This is a genomic window from Methylobacterium endophyticum, assembly GCF_050591105.1.
Lineage (GTDB): Bacteria > Pseudomonadota > Alphaproteobacteria > Rhizobiales > Beijerinckiaceae > Methylobacterium.
The window spans coordinates 41,517-55,661 of record NZ_JBNHES010000001.1 but is presented as its reverse complement, the minus strand read 5'-3'; the positions used below and the strand labels follow the sequence as shown (position 1 = coordinate 55,661).

Annotated in this window: 11 protein-coding genes; all 11 read left to right on the top strand. The window is 72.4% G+C overall.

Annotated elements, in window-relative coordinates:
- Positions 1–18: 18 nt before the first annotated feature.
- The gene (locus ACP56T_RS00270) at positions 19–1,209 is read left to right on the top strand and encodes an inositol-3-phosphate synthase (protein ID WP_430910129.1); all 1,191 of its coding nucleotides are present in this window, start codon (positions 19–21) and stop codon (positions 1,207–1,209) included.
- Complete coding sequence (locus tag ACP56T_RS00265; RefSeq protein WP_430910128.1) at positions 1,209–2,165, top strand: hypothetical protein; 957 nt, start codon at positions 1,209–1,211, stop codon at positions 2,163–2,165. The genes ACP56T_RS00270 and ACP56T_RS00265 overlap by 1 nt, the downstream gene beginning before the upstream one ends.
- A gap of 23 nt (positions 2,166–2,188) precedes the next feature.
- On the top strand, positions 2,189–3,370 hold the full coding sequence (locus ACP56T_RS00260; RefSeq protein ID WP_430910127.1) for a class I SAM-dependent methyltransferase: 1,182 nt from the start codon (positions 2,189–2,191) through the stop codon (positions 3,368–3,370).
- The gene (locus tag ACP56T_RS00255) at positions 3,370–4,407 is read left to right on the top strand and encodes a Gfo/Idh/MocA family protein (RefSeq protein WP_430910126.1); all 1,038 of its coding nucleotides are present in this window, start codon (positions 3,370–3,372) and stop codon (positions 4,405–4,407) included. Before ACP56T_RS00260 ends, ACP56T_RS00255 begins: the two co-directional genes overlap by 1 nt.
- Complete coding sequence (locus tag ACP56T_RS00250; RefSeq protein ID WP_430910125.1) at positions 4,408–6,012, top strand: YcaO-like family protein; 1,605 nt, start codon at positions 4,408–4,410, stop codon at positions 6,010–6,012.
- 118 nt (positions 6,013–6,130) lie between these two features.
- Entirely contained in the window at positions 6,131–7,012 is an 882-nt protein-coding gene (locus ACP56T_RS00245) for a sugar phosphate isomerase/epimerase family protein (RefSeq protein ID WP_430910124.1), read from the top strand.
- On the top strand, positions 7,009–8,247 hold the full coding sequence (locus tag ACP56T_RS00240; RefSeq protein WP_430910123.1) for a glycosyltransferase family 4 protein: 1,239 nt from the start codon (positions 7,009–7,011) through the stop codon (positions 8,245–8,247). Before ACP56T_RS00245 ends, ACP56T_RS00240 begins: the two co-directional genes overlap by 4 nt.
- Before the next feature lie 9 nt (positions 8,248–8,256).
- Positions 8,257–9,015 carry a PIG-L deacetylase family protein gene (locus ACP56T_RS00235; protein WP_430910522.1) on the top strand — a complete coding sequence of 253 codons (759 nt, stop codon included), beginning with the start codon at positions 8,257–8,259 and terminating at the stop codon, positions 9,013–9,015.
- Between the two features lie 177 nt (positions 9,016–9,192).
- Positions 9,193–10,269: a lysylphosphatidylglycerol synthase domain-containing protein gene (locus tag ACP56T_RS00230; RefSeq protein WP_430910521.1), complete on the top strand. Its 1,077-nt coding sequence runs from the start codon at positions 9,193–9,195 to the stop codon at positions 10,267–10,269.
- Between the two features lie 30 nt (positions 10,270–10,299).
- Complete coding sequence (locus tag ACP56T_RS00225) at positions 10,300–11,565, top strand: ATP-binding protein (protein ID WP_430910122.1); 1,266 nt, start codon at positions 10,300–10,302, stop codon at positions 11,563–11,565.
- 56 nt (positions 11,566–11,621) lie between these two features.
- Positions 11,622–14,093 carry a heavy metal translocating P-type ATPase gene (locus ACP56T_RS00220; protein ID WP_430910121.1) on the top strand — a complete coding sequence of 824 codons (2,472 nt, stop codon included), beginning with the start codon at positions 11,622–11,624 and terminating at the stop codon, positions 14,091–14,093.
- Positions 14,094–14,145: the final 52 nt, after the last annotated feature.

Genomic DNA, 14,145 nt, shown 5'->3' with positions numbered 1-14,145 from the left:
CAAGGACACCTCCTTCCCATGAGCATGCAGTCCGGTCGCCGCGTCGGCGTAGCCTTCGTCGGCATGGGCGGCGCTGTCGCCACCACGGCCATCGCCGGCATCGAGATGATCAAGTCCGGTTCGAACCGGCTCGACGGTCTCCCCCTCGCCGGCCTCTCGGTGGCGGGCATGGCGGACTACAAGGACCTCGTCTTCGGCGGCTGGGACCTCAACGGCGACGACCTCGCCTCCGCCGCGAGCGGGCACGGCGTCCTCACCCAGCAGGACATCGAGAACGGCGCCCAGGTGCTCAAGGGCATCACCCCCTGGCCGGCGGTGGGCAGCGCCAAGTTCTGCAAGAACATCGACGGCAAGAACCGCATCGTGGCCGCCGGCCACCGGGAGGCGGTCTCGATCATCGCCAACGACCTGCGGCGCTTCCAGAAGGAGAGCAACCTCGACGAGGTCGTGGTCATCAACCTCGCCTCCACCGAGCGCTGGCCCGATCTCAGCGACCCGACGCTGAACTCCGCCGCCGCCTTCGAGAAGGGGCTCGACGCCAGCGACGAGTCGATCTCGCCCGCGATGCTCTACGCCTATGCGGCGATCAAGAGCGGCATCCCCTACGCCAACTTCACCCCGAGCGTCGCCGCCGACGTGCCCGCGCTCCTCGATCTCGCCCGCGAGATGAACGTCCCGGTGGCCGGCAAGGACGGCAAGACCGGCCAGACCATGATGAAGACCGTGCTGGCGCCCGCCCTCAAGGCCCGCGCCCTGCATGTCGACGGCTGGTTCTCGACGAACATCCTCGGCAACCGCGACGGCCTCGCGCTGAACGATCCGAACTCGCTCCAGTCGAAGCTCAACACCAAGGGCACGGTGCTCGATTCGATCCTCGGCTACCCGGTCGAGGACCACCTCGTGCACATCCACTATTACCGCCCGCGCGGCGACGACAAGGAAGCCTGGGACAATATCGACGTCACCGGCTTCATGGGCCAGCGCATGCAGATCAAGGTCAACTTCCTCTGCAAGGACTCGATCCTCGCCGCCCCGCTGGTGATCGAGATCGCCCGCATCCTCGACCTCGCCAAGAAGCGCGGCGACGGCGGCGTGCAGGAGCAGCTCTCGACCTTCTTCAAGGCCCCCATGGTCAAGAACGGCCACGGCCCCGAGCACGATTTCGGCAAGCAGAACACCATGCTGCTCAACTGGCTCGGCGTGCACTGATGACGACGCTCGAGGGCGGCGGCTCCGCCGCCCCTGCGCTCGCGCCGGAGGGGGACGCGATCGCCGCCCCCCTCGCGCTCCGCGACCTGCTGGTCGAGGCCAACGACCTCAAGCGCGTGCGCTCGGCCGGGCGCTACGGCTCCATCGCCGAGCGTCTTTTCGCGCGCGGGTGGGCCTGCTTGACGGGGGGCGCCTCGCCCGACGACGTGGCGTTGGAGATCACCGCGACGGCACTCGCCGCCACGCGCCTCTGCGACCTCGACGCGGCCTTCCTGTCGGCCGCCGGATTGTCGGATGAGGCCGTCACAAAAATTCTCGTCGCCGGTTTCGACGCGGTGACGGAGGCCGTCGAGGAGCCCCTGCGCGCGCGCCTGCGCCGGCGCCTCGTCGAGCGCGTGGAGATGCCGGAAGGGCCGGTGCCCGCCTTCGTCGGCGCTCTCGCAGAGCAGCCGCGCGCGGGCGTCACCTGCCCCGGCAAGCCCCGCATCCTGCTCGAACCGCCGGAGAACCACGCCGAGCATTGCCTGGTGGTCGCCGTCTACGGCGTCGTGCTGAGCCCGTTCTACCGGGCCGATCCGGGCATGGTCTTCCTCGCCGCCATGGCGCACCATTTCCACAACGCGGCCATGCCCGATGCCGGCTTCACCGGCGAGATGCTGCTCGGCGACGAGCTCGCCGGGATCATGGCGACGACCGCCTCCTGGGCGCTGGACGAGCTGGAGCCGGAGCTGGCCGACATCGTGGAGCGCGCCCGCGCCGTGCTGCCCGACGATTCGACGGCGGAGGGCCGCGCCTTCCACGCCGCCGACTGCATCGACCGGGTGCTCCAGATCGCGCAGCATCTGCGCGCGGCCTCCCTCACCATGGAGACCGTGCTCGACGACATGGAGCTCGTCCATGCCGGCCCCGTGAAGGGGTTCCACGACCGGGTGCTGAGGGATATGCGCATCCCCTGATCGCGGGCGGATGACGGCACGGCATGATCCCTTTCGAGCTTCTCTCGCCGGAGACCGGCAACGGCCTGCGCCCCGATACGCCGCATTCCGTGGCGGATGCGGAGACCGGCGCGCGCTGGCCGGTGATCGACGGCATCCCGTATCTGCGCACCGGCCGCGAGGCGCTCGTGGAGACGGCGCTCGCCCATCTCGACGCGGGAGAGCAGGAAGACGCCCTCGTCCTCCTGCTGGCCGATCAGGACGAGTGGTGGACGGGCCCGGCCGCCGATCCGGCCGACCTGCGCCGGCTCGTGCGCGAGCGCGACAGCACCACCCTGCGCGAGGCGGTGAGCCTCCTCGGCTGGGGCCGCGTCGGCGACTATTTCCTGCACCGCTGGAGCGACCCGACCTTCCTCGCCGGCATCGCGCTCCTGGAGGCTCACTGGAACGAGCCGAAATGCGTGTTCGAGTTCGCCTGCGGCATCGGGCACTACCTGCGCGAGCTGGCGTCCCGAGGAGCCAAGGTGGCCGGCGCCGACGTCGTCTTCGCCAAGCTCTGGGTGGCGCGCCATTTCGTCGTGGGGAAGGGGGCGCAGCTCGTCTGCTTCGATGCCGGCTCTCCGCACTGGCCGGTGCCGGGCGCGCCCGCCGATCTCGTGATCTGCAACGACGCCTTCTACTTCCTCGACGACAAGGCACGGCTGCTCGAGCACCTGCGCGCCAATGCCGGCGACGACGGCTGGCTCGCGGTCAGCCATATCCACAACAGCGCCCGGCCCGGTTTCTCGGCCGGACGCGCGGTCTCGGCCGCCGAGATCGAGGAGTTCTTCCCCGACGGCTTCGTCTATGACGACGACGAGCTGACCCGCGCCCTCGTGGAGGTTCGCGCCCCGTGCCCGCGCGAGGCAAAGGACCTCGTGCATGTGGAGGCGTTCTCGGTGGTGGCCGGGCCCGGCATGCGCCCGGCTCCGCGCTCCGTGGTCGACGGCCTGACCCTGCCGCGCGAGGGCACGCAGCTCCTGCTCAACCCGCTCTATGTCCGCGACGGCGACGGCTACGCCGTCCGCTGGCCCTCGGAGCGCTACGAGGCGGAATACGCCGCGCGCGTCACCTATCCGCCCCGCTCGCCCGGCCCGGAGATCCTCGACTGGATCGGCCCGTCCGCCGGCGAGACCGCCGGCCGCGTGCGCCGGCGCGAGTTCGTCGACCTGCCGGAGCGCTGGTGATGGCCATGGACGGGGATCGGGTCGGCTGGGGCATCGTCGGCTACGGCTGGGTCGCCCGCGACTACATGGCGCCGGGCATCCGCGCCGCCGGGCACCGGCTCGTCGCCGTCTGCGATCCGGGAGAGGGCTCGCGCGCCGCCGCCGAGGCGGAGGGTGCCCGCGCCTACGCCACCCTCGACCGGCTGATCGCCGACCCCGAGGTCGAGGCGGTCTACGTGGCGACCCCGAACCATCTCCACCGGGAAGCCGTCGCCGCGCTCGCCGCCGCCGGCAAGCCGGTGCTCTGCGAGAAGCCGATGGCGGCGCGGCTCGACGACGCGGAGGCCATGGCCGAGGCGGTGATCGCCAGCGGCGTCTTCTACGGCACCGCCTTCGACCAGCGCCACCACCCCGGCCACCGGGCCATGCGCGCCGCGATCGCGCAAGGGCGCCTCGGCACGGTGACGGCGATCCGCATCGTCTATGCCTGCTGGCTCGACCGGCGCTGGACCTCGTTGCCCGGCCAGGACAACTGGCGCATCGACCCGAAACAGGCGGGCGGCGGCGCCCTCATCGACCTCGCGCCGCACGGGCTCGACCTCGTGGACTTCCTGCTCGGGGAATCCATCGCCGACCTGTTCGCGCTGACCCAGGCCCGCGCCCAGGACTACGAGGTGGACGACGGCGCACTCATCATCGGCCGCACCGGCTCCGGCGTCCTGGCCAACCTCCACGTCGCCTATAACTGCCCGGACGCCCTGCCGCGCCGAAGGCTCGAAGTGATCGGCACCAAGGGACAACTCGTCGCGGTCGACACCATGGGCCAGACGGCCGGCGGCACGGTGACGTTCACGGACGGTACAACCGGCGCGTCCGAGGATATCGCCTTCGACAGGGACGCCTCGCCCTTCGCCGAGCAGGTGCGCGCCTTCGGCTCAGCCCTGCGCCGGCCGGCGGAGCGGGACGCCTATTCCATCGCGCGCGACCTCCACACCGCCCGGCTGGTGATGCGGGCCTATGCGAGCGAACAGACCGGCCGCCACGGAACGGACCTCTAGATGACAGAGCACGAGCAGGACGCCCGGGCGCGCCACGCCCGCCTGAAGCGCCCGCGGCCCTACGGGTTCGGCGCCAAGCGCGTGATCGAGGGCCTGCCCGAGCGCCTGCCCGATGCGGTGCGCGCCTATCTCGACGTGCTGCCGGAGGGCCGCGTCGTCGGCTTCAACCTGGCGCCGCTCGACCGCACCGGCATCCCGGTCTGGTTCGTCTCGCTCTTCCTCGACGATCCCTATTTCGTCGGCGCCATGCCGAGCGGCATCGGCTACGGCGCCACCGACGACGAGGCGCTGATCGGCGCCGTCGCCGAGATCGCCGAGAACCTGATGCCGACGCTGGCGCTGATCCCGCGCAAGAAGGAGCGCGGCTCCTATCGCGACCTCGTCAGGGTGTTCGGCGCCCGCTCGGTGGCCGACCCGCTGACGCTCGGCCTGCCCGCCGGCTCGCCGGTCGACCGCGACACCGTGCTCGAATGGACCGGATGCGTCCGCCACGGCACCGGCGAGACCGTGCTGATGCCCCTCGACGTCGCGGCGACGGATTATTTCGAGCTGAGCGAAGGCTACAAGCCCTTCACCAACCTCATCACCAACGGACTCGGCGCCGGCCCGGACGTGCCTTTCGCGCTGGGCCACGGCGTGCTCGAACTGCTCCAGCGCGACGGCAACGGCCTGCTCTTCCGGGCGCTGGACCAGGGCGTGATGCTCGACTTCGCTCCCGGTCCCGGCTTCGACGGCCTCGGCCCCGAGACCCTCGGCATGCTCGACAAGCTCGACGCGCTCGGCATCCGGGCGCTGCCGAAATTCGCCACCGACCAGTTCGGACTGACCAACGTCTACGTGGTGGGCTACGACCGCGACGCCGCCGACACCCCGGCCCCCATCGCGCTCTCCGCCTGCGGGGAAGCCTGCGACCCGGACCGCGAGCGGGCGCTGCGCAAGGCGCTGCTCGAATTCCAGGCCGCGCGCGTGCGCAAGGCGTTCGGCCACGGCCCGCTCGCCTTCGCCGAGCGGGTGACGCCGCCGGGCTATGTCCGCGCCTTCATCGAGAAGGCGCTGCCGAGCCTCGATCTCGAAGAGAGCCGCGCGCTCAAGGCGATGCTCGAATGGATCGTGATGGCGCCGCAGGACCTGCGCGGCGTCCTCGCCGACACGGTCTATTCCGAGCGCGGCACCAAGGCCTTTTCGGAACTGCCGACGACCGCCGCCCCGGACGGCCACGCGCGCGGAAAAATCGCCTGCGACCGGCTCACGGAGGCCGGGTTCGACGTGCTCTATGTCGACGCCTCGCCGCCGGGGGGCGGGGTCGGCATCGTCAAGGCCATCGTGCCGGGTCTCGAGGTGGAGACCATGAGCTATTATCGCATCGGCGAGCGCAACACCCGCAAGCTCATCGAGCGCGACCACCCGCTGATCCGCTTCGGGCAGGCGACCGACACGCTGCTGCCCGTGCGCCTGACGCCGGAGGCGATCGAGCGCTTCGGCGGCCAGCCGCTCTTCGACACGGAGCTGGCGGAGAAGATCGTCGGCAGCCACTATCCGCTCTACCGCGAACCGGAATCGCATCACGCGCCGTTCCGGCTGGAGCAGCGGGGGAAGGCGGCGTGAGGACCATCCTTCCCGGCACCAGCGCCCCCAACGGCCAAAGGCCGGAGGCAAGCGCGACCGCGCGCCGCCGCCCATGCGGCGGGACGCCCTCGCAGCGCCAGCGGAGAGGGCACGAACGATGACCCTCCGCTTCGCCTACAACACCAACGGCGCCGCCAACCACCGGCTCGACGACGCCCTGACGCTCATCGCCGACGCCGGCTACGACGGCGTCGCGCTGACCCTCGACATCCACCATCTCGACCCCTTCGCCGACGACTGGGCGCGGGAGGTCGAGCGCGTGGCGAGCCGGCTGGAGCGACTGGGGTTAGGCTCGGTGATCGAGACCGGCGCGCGCTTCCTGCTCGACCCGACCGCCAAGCACGAGCCGACCCTGGTCACCGCCGATGCCGCCGGCCGGGCGCGCCGGGTCGGCTTCCTCAAGCGGGCGGTGGAGATCGGCGCGATCCTGAAATCGGAGGCGGTCTCGTTCTGGGCTGGCGTGCCGAAGGAGGGCGTCGACCGCGCCGAGGCGCATGGCTGGCTGGTGGACGGGCTCGCAGAGGTGGCGGCACATGCCGGGGAGCACGGGGTCGTGCCCTGCCTGGAGCCCGAGCCGGGCATGCTGATCGAGACGCTGGACGACTTCGCCGCGCTCTCCGTCCCCGGACTCAGGCTGGCGCTCGACACCGGCCACTGCCTCGTCACGGGCGAGCGCGATCCCGCGGCGGCGGTCTCGGAGTTCGCGGACAGGATCGGCACCGTGGCCATCGAGGACATGGCGCGCGGCGTCCATGTGCACCTGCCCTTCGGCGAGGGCGACATGGACGTGCCGGGGGTGCTCGGGGCCCTGGAGGCCATCGGCTTTTCCAGGCTGATCTGCGTCGAGCTCTCCCGCGAGAGCCACCGCGCCGATGTCATGATCCCGCGCTCGCTCGCCTATCTGAAGGAGTGCCGCCGGCCCGGCCCCGGCCTGCCGCCGGCCCCCGATACCAGCGCTTACGAGACCCGCATCCTATGAGGATCTGCTTCGTCAGCCGGCGCTATTTCCCGGCAATCTCGGGGATGAGCGTCTACGCCCAGAACCTGCTGCGCGAGCTCGTCGCGGCGGGCCACGACGTCACGATGATCAGCCAGTACCGGGGCGACGCCTTCGGCACCCGCGTCTACGGAGGCGGGCCGCCGCCGGCCGTGCCGGGAGTGCGCGTCATCGGCCTCGAACAGCTCGGCGAGCAGACGAACGGCGATTTCGAGCGCGACATCGCGACGATGATCGCCACCATCGAGGCCGAGCACGCGAAGAAGCCCTTCGACATCCTGCACGCGCAATACGGCTACCCCACCGGCTGGGCCGTGCTGCTGGCCTCCCGCAAGCTCGGGGTGCCGAACGTCGTCTCGATCCAGGGCGGCGACGGCCACTGGGTCGGCTCCTGCTGCGAGACGCATCGCGTGGCCATGTGCGAGGTGCTGGCCCATGCCAACGCCCTGCTGATCGGCGGCAAGTCCTTCGTGGAGGAGGTCTGCGAGCGGCTGGGTTCCGATCCCGCCCGCTTCACCATCGTGCCCGGCGCCGTCGACACGGCGCGCTTCGCGCAAGGCACCGGCGACGGGCTGCCCAAGCCCCATTCGGGGCCGGTGCGCCTGTTCTACCACGGCCGGGTCGACCGCCGGAAAGGCGTGCTCGACTTCATCGACGCCCTGGCGCTGCTGCGCGAGCAGGGCACGCCGTTTGCCGCCACCATCTCCGGCATCGGCCCGGACGTCGACGCCTCGAAGGCGCGGTGCGAGGAGCTCGGCTTCTCCGAGAAGGCGATCCGCTTCACGGGCTACGCCGAGTACGAGACCGTGCCCGACCTCTACCGCAAGGCCGACGTGTTCGTCTCGCCGACCTATGCGGAGGGGTTCTCCAACACCATCCTGGAGGCGATGGCGGCGGGGCTCGCGGTGGTCTCGACCCATTCGGTCGGGGTGTCGGACTGCCTGCGCGACGAGGAGAACGGCCTCATGGTCGATCCCGGCGACGTGCCGGCGCTCGCCAACGCCCTGACCCGGATCGTCGAGGACGAGCCCCTGCGCCTCCGCCTCGCCCGCGACGGGCTGGAGGAATGCCGCCGGGTCTATTCCTGGGGCGCCGTGGGACGGCGGATCATGGAGGTCTATGCCGAGATCGCCGGAGAGAAGCCGGCCACGGATTTCTCCCCCGACCTGCCGCACGATCCGTCCTGCCGCTTCCGCGCCGAACCGCATCTGCTCTGAGGTCCGACACTGCCCACCGCGCTCGCCATCTCGCCCCATCTCGACGATGCCGTCTTCTCCTGCGGCGGTACGCTTGCGACGCTCGCGGCGAACGGCTGGCGCGTGCTGATGGCGACGCTTTTCACCGCCTCCGTGCCGGACCCGCGAGGATTCGCGCTCGCCTGCCAGCTCGACAAGGGGCTCCCGGCCGAGATCGACTACATGGACCTGCGCCGCGCCGAGGACATCTGGGCCGCGCGCGCGCTCGGCGAGGTCGAGGCGCTGCACCTGCCCTTCCGCGAGGCGCCGCACCGGGGCTACGGCTCGGCGCCGGAGCTGTTTTCCGACACCCGCCCCGACGATTCCATCGTCGCCGACATCACCCCCGCCCTCGCCGCGCTGGTGGCGGCCTCCGCGCCGGATCTGATCCTGGCGCCGCAGGCGGTGGGGGGCCATGTCGACCACGTCCAGACGGTGCGGGCGCTGCGTCCCATCGTCGAAGGCAGGCCCGTGCTGTGGTGGCGCGACTTCCCCTACACGGTGCGCCATCCCGACCCGAAGGAGCCCCTGCGGGAGGTGTTTTCCGCCCTGCCGGTCCGCGAGATCGCCCTCGGGGAAACCGCGCAAGCGCGCAAGGCGGCTGGCTGCGCGGCCTATGCCACGCAGCTCGGCTTCCAGTTCGGCGGCCCCGAGGGGCTGGCCGCGCGGCTGCGGGAGGAGAACGGCGTCGAGCGCTTCCGCGCCGAAGGCCGCGTGCCGGACGGCGTTCCGGGCACGGACGCCGGCTGAGCCGTACCAGCCGCCGCTATCGGCTTCGTGAGCGGCGGCTCGGGAAGCGCCTCCCTGGTCATCGCCGGCGGATGCGCCTAAATGCCCGCCACGGGCCGAGGTCCGGCGATGACCGGCTCCGCTCGCGCCGCCCACTCGGGCCGCGCGGCGGGAACGGCGGGGACGGACGCCGACAGGATGAGCTTTTCTGGGCAGCAGAAGAAGGCGCTCGACGCTGCCGAGGCGGCCGGGCCGGAGGACGCGTCCGCCGACGCGGCCGAAGCCGCGCGGGCCGATTCGACGGATTCGGGGAAGGGCGGCTTTCGCGGCCGCTACGCCTGGATCGGCACCGCCGCCAGCATCGTGCTATTCGCGGTCTCCCTCGGCGTGCTGTGGAAGCTCGTCCAGACCGTCACCTGGGCGGAGCTGCACGCCGCCTTCACCGCCGCCACCGGCAAGCAGCTCGGCATCGCCCTGCTGTTCGTGGCGGTGAGCTACGCCTTCCTCACCGGCTACGACGCGCTGGCCCTGCGGCAGCTGCGCATCAAGGTGCCCTACCGGATCACCGCGCTCGCCTCCTTCACCAGCTACGCGGTGAGCTTCACCCTCGGCTTCCCGCTGCTGACGGCGGGGACCATCCGCTACTGGATCTATTCCCGGCACGGCCTCTCGGCGGCCAAGATCGCGGCGCTGACGGTGATCGCCGGCTTCACCTTCTGGCTCGGCATGGGGGTGGTGCTGGGCCTGAGCCTCGTTGTCGAGGCGAGCCAGCTCGCCGGGCTCACCTTCACCTCCATCCGCCTGAACCAGGGCGCCGGCTACGCGGCGCTCGTGCTGGTGCTCGGCTATCTCGGCTGGGTCTCGCTCAAGCGGCGCAGCGTCAAGGTGAGGGGCTGGCGGCTGGAGCTGCCGGGCGCCTCGGTGTCCCTCGGGCAGATGCTGGTCGGCATCGGCGACGTCTGCGCGGCGGCGGCCGTGCTCTACGTGCTGCTGCCGGCGGGGCTCACCATCGGCTTCACCACCTTCCTCGCGATCTACGTGCTCGCCGCGATGCTCGGCATCGCCTCGAACGCGCCGGGGGGTCTCGGCGTCTTCGAGGCGACGATCCTGCTCGCCCTCTCCAGCCTCCCGCGCGACCAGGTGCTCGGCTCGCTGCTGATGTTCCGCATCTGCTACTATCTCGGGCCGTTCGTCCTGGCGCTGGCCATGCTCGGCGCCTACGAGATCGCCAAGCGCGCCCGCGATCTTCGGGACCACCCGCCCCCGGCCGCCTGACAGGCGCGCCTTCGAGAACGGGACCGCCTGATGCCCCATGCGCCGCGCAGTGCCGTCTGGACCGCCGCCGCCGTCTCGGGGTCGATCCTCGCGCTGGCGGGCTGGGCGTCCGGCGCCTCGACGCTGGCGATGACCCTGGCGCTCCCCCTCGCGGTGCTGGGGGGCCGCGCGCTGGCGGGCCGGAGCCAGGGCGGCGACAGGCCGGCCGCCGATGCCGCCGAGCCGGACCGCCCGGCCATCGCCGAGGCGCTGCTCGCCAACATCCCCGATCCCGTCATCCTGGTGGACCGCCGCGCCGTGGTGATCGAGGCGAATTCCGCCGCCCGCGCGCTGCTGCCGAACCTGAAGCTGCGCCACCCGCTCTCCTTCGCGCTGCGCGCGCCGGACGTGCTCGACGGCATCGAGGAGGTGCTGCGCACGGGCGCCTCGCTGAAGACGCTCTACGCCACCCGCGTGCCGACGGAGCGCGCCTTCGAGGTCCAGATCGGCGCCCTGCCGATGCCGGACGGGCGGCCCGGCGGCCAGCCCAACGTGATGCTGTTCCTGCGCGATCTCACCTCCGCCCGGCGGCTCGAGGCGATGCGGGTCGATTTCGTCGCCAATGCCAGCCACGAGCTGCGCACGCCGCTGGCCTCCCTGCTCGGCTTCATCGAGACCCTCCAGGGCCCCGCCCGCAACGACGGCCTGGCCCGCGAGCGCTTCCTCGCGATCATGCGCACCCAGGCGCTGCGCATGACGCGGCTCATCGACGACCTGCTCTCGCTCTCGCGGATCGAGCTGCGCGAGCACGTCGCCCCCACCGCCACCGTCGATCTCGCCTCCATCGCGCGGCAGATGGTCGACGCGCAGGCGCCGCTCGCGGGCGAGCGCGGCGCGGCGCTTGCCCTGGAGGCGCCGGACGGGCCCTATCCGGTGCTCGGCGAGCGGGACGAGCTGCTGCGGGTCGTCGAGAACCTCGTCGAGAACGCGGTGAAATACGGCGGCGGCACCGTCCTCGTCACCCTCTCGCGCGAGCCCGACGCGGCGCGCGGCCCGAGCATCGCGCTCACCGTGCGCGACGACGGCCCCGGCATCCCGCCCGAGCACATCCCGCGCCTCACCGAGCGCTTCTACCGGGTGGACGTCGCCTCCAGCCGCCAGCAGGGCGGCACCGGGCTCGGCCTCGCCATCGTCAAGCACACCCTCAACCGCCATCGCGGCCGCCTCGCCATCGAGAGCGAGGTCGGGGCGGGCACCACGGTCCGCGTGATCCTGCCCGAGGCGCCGGCCGAGCCGGCGGCGGCGGCCGCGCAGTGACACGGCCGCGTTCCGGCCCTTGACCTTCCCATCATGGGAAGCCCCATATCCGCCTCATGTCCCATCCCGACGCCCATCCCCACGCCATGGCCGCGGCCGGCGCGGCGCCCCTGAGCTTTCCCGTCGAGGGCCTGTCCTGCGCTTCCTGCGTCGGCCGCGTGGAGCGCGCGCTCGCGGCTCTGCCGGGGGCCCGCGAGGTCTCCGTCAACCTCGCGACCCGGCGCGCCAGCCTGATCCTGCCGGCAGAGCACGCGGCGGCGGAGGCGGCGGAAGCCGTCCGCCAGGCGGGCTACGCGGTGCCCGAGGCGAGCACGGAGCTCGCCCTCGACGGCCTCACCTGCGCCTCCTGCGTGGCGCGGGTCGAGCGGGCGCTGGGCGCCGTGCCGGGGGTCGTCTCCGCGAGCGTCAACCTCGCCACGGGCCGCGCCAACATCCGCCATCTCGAAGGGGTCGGCTCGGCCGCCTTCGAGCGGGCCGTGAGGGAGGCCGGCTACCGCGCCCACGCGATCGAGGCGGGCGACAGGCCGGACATGGAAAGCCGGCGGGACGCGGAGAGAGCGGACCTGCGCCGCGACCTGATCGCGGCACTGATCCTCTCTCTGCCCATCGTGGCGCTCGACATGGGCGGCCACCTGCTGCCCGGCTTCCACGAGGCGATCGCCGGAACGCTGCCGCATGGGGGCGCCTGGGTGCAGGCGGTGCTGGCGACGCTGGTCCTCGCCGGCCCCGGACGGCGCTTCTTCGCGCAAGGGGTTCCCGGCCTGCTGCGCGGCCACCCGGACATGAACGCCCTCGTCGCGCTGGGGGCGGGCGCCGCTTATCTGTATTCGCTGGTCTCCACCGTGGCGCCGGACGCGCTGCCGGCGGGCGCGGCGCATCTCTATTTCGAGGCCGCCGTTCTCATCGTCACCCTGATCCTCGCCGGGCGGACCCTGGAGGCCCGTGCGCGCGCCCGCACGGGCGAGGCGGTGGCGCGGCTGATGAAGCTCTCGCCGCGCAGCGCCCGCGTCGTGGAGAACGGCCGGGAGACGGAGGTTCCCTTTGACGCGCTGCGCGTCGGCAACGTCGTGCGCGTCAGGCCGGGGGAGACCGTCGCGGCGGACGGGCGGGTGGTGGCCGGATCGAGTTTCGTCGACGAGAGCATGGTGACGGGCGAACCGGCCTCCGTGGCGAAGGAGGCCGGCGCGCAGGTGGTCGGCGGCACCGTGAACGGGGCGGGCAGCTTCGACCTGCGGGTCGAGGCGGTGGGCGCCGACAGCGTGCTGGCGCGGATCGCCCGCATGGTCGAGACGGCGCAGGGCGCCAAGCTCCCGATCCAGGCGCTCGTCGACCGGGTGACGGGACGCTTCGTGCCGGCGGTGATCGCGGTCTCGCTCGCGACCTTCCTCGGCTGGCTCGCCCTCGGCCCGGCGCCCTCCCTCGGCCCGGCGCTGGTGAATGCGGTGGCGGTACTCATCATCGCCTGCCCCTGCGCCATGGGGCTCGCGACGCCGACCTCGATCATGGTCGGCACCGGCCGGGCCGCCGAGCGCGGCGTGCTCTTTCGCGACGGCGCCGCGCTCCAGCGCCTGCGCGACGTGAGGGCGGTCGCCCTCGACAAGACCGGCACGCTCACGGAGGGCAGGCCGCGCCTGACCGATCTCGTGCCCGCCCCCAGAATCGCCGAGGAGACGCTGCTCGCCCAGGCCGCCGCCGTCGAGACCCGCTCCGAGCACCCGCTCGCCCGCGCGGTGGCGCAAGCCGCCCGCGAGCGCGGGCTCTCCGTCCCGGAGGCCGCCGATTTCGCGGCGCGGGCCGGCTACGGCGTCTCGGCGAATGTCGGAGGGACGAGGGTGGCGGTGGGCGCCGCGCGCCTCATGGACGAGCTCGGCATATCCACCGCGATCCTCGCGGCGGAGGCGGCGCGCCTCGCGGAGACGGGCCGCACCCCGGTCTTCGTCGCCGTCGGCGGCCGGCTCGCCGGGCTCCTCGGCATCGCCGACCCGGTCAAGCCCGGCGCGAGGGAGGCCGTCGCGCGACTGGCGCGGGACGGGCTCGCCGTCGCCATGGTGACAGGGGACGACCGCCGCACGGCGCAGGCCGTCGCGCGCGAACTCGGCATCGCGGAGGTGGTCGCGGAGGTGCTGCCGGAGGGAAAGCTCGAGGCGGTGAGGCGGCTTCGCGCCGCGCACGGCCCGGTGGCCTTCGTCGGCGACGGCATCAACGACGCCCCGGCGCTGGCGGAGGCCGATATCGGCATCGCCATCGGCACCGGCACGGACGTGGCGGTCGAGAGCGCCGACGTGGTGCTGATGTCGGGCTCCCTCGACGCGCTGACTCAGGGCTTTTCCCTGTCGCGGGCGGTGATGCGCAACATCCGCCAGAACCTGTTCTGGGCCTTCGCCTACAACGCGGCGCTGATCCCGGTGGCGGCCGGCGCCCTGACCCTCGTCGGCGGCCCGCCGCTCTCGCCGGTGCTGGCGGCGGGCGCCATGGCCCTGTCGAGCGTGTTCGTGGTCGGCAACGCCCTGCGGCTGAGGCGGGCATGAGCGATAGCGGTATTCTTGAGACAGGCACGAGCGGCAGCGGCCACCTCGAGAT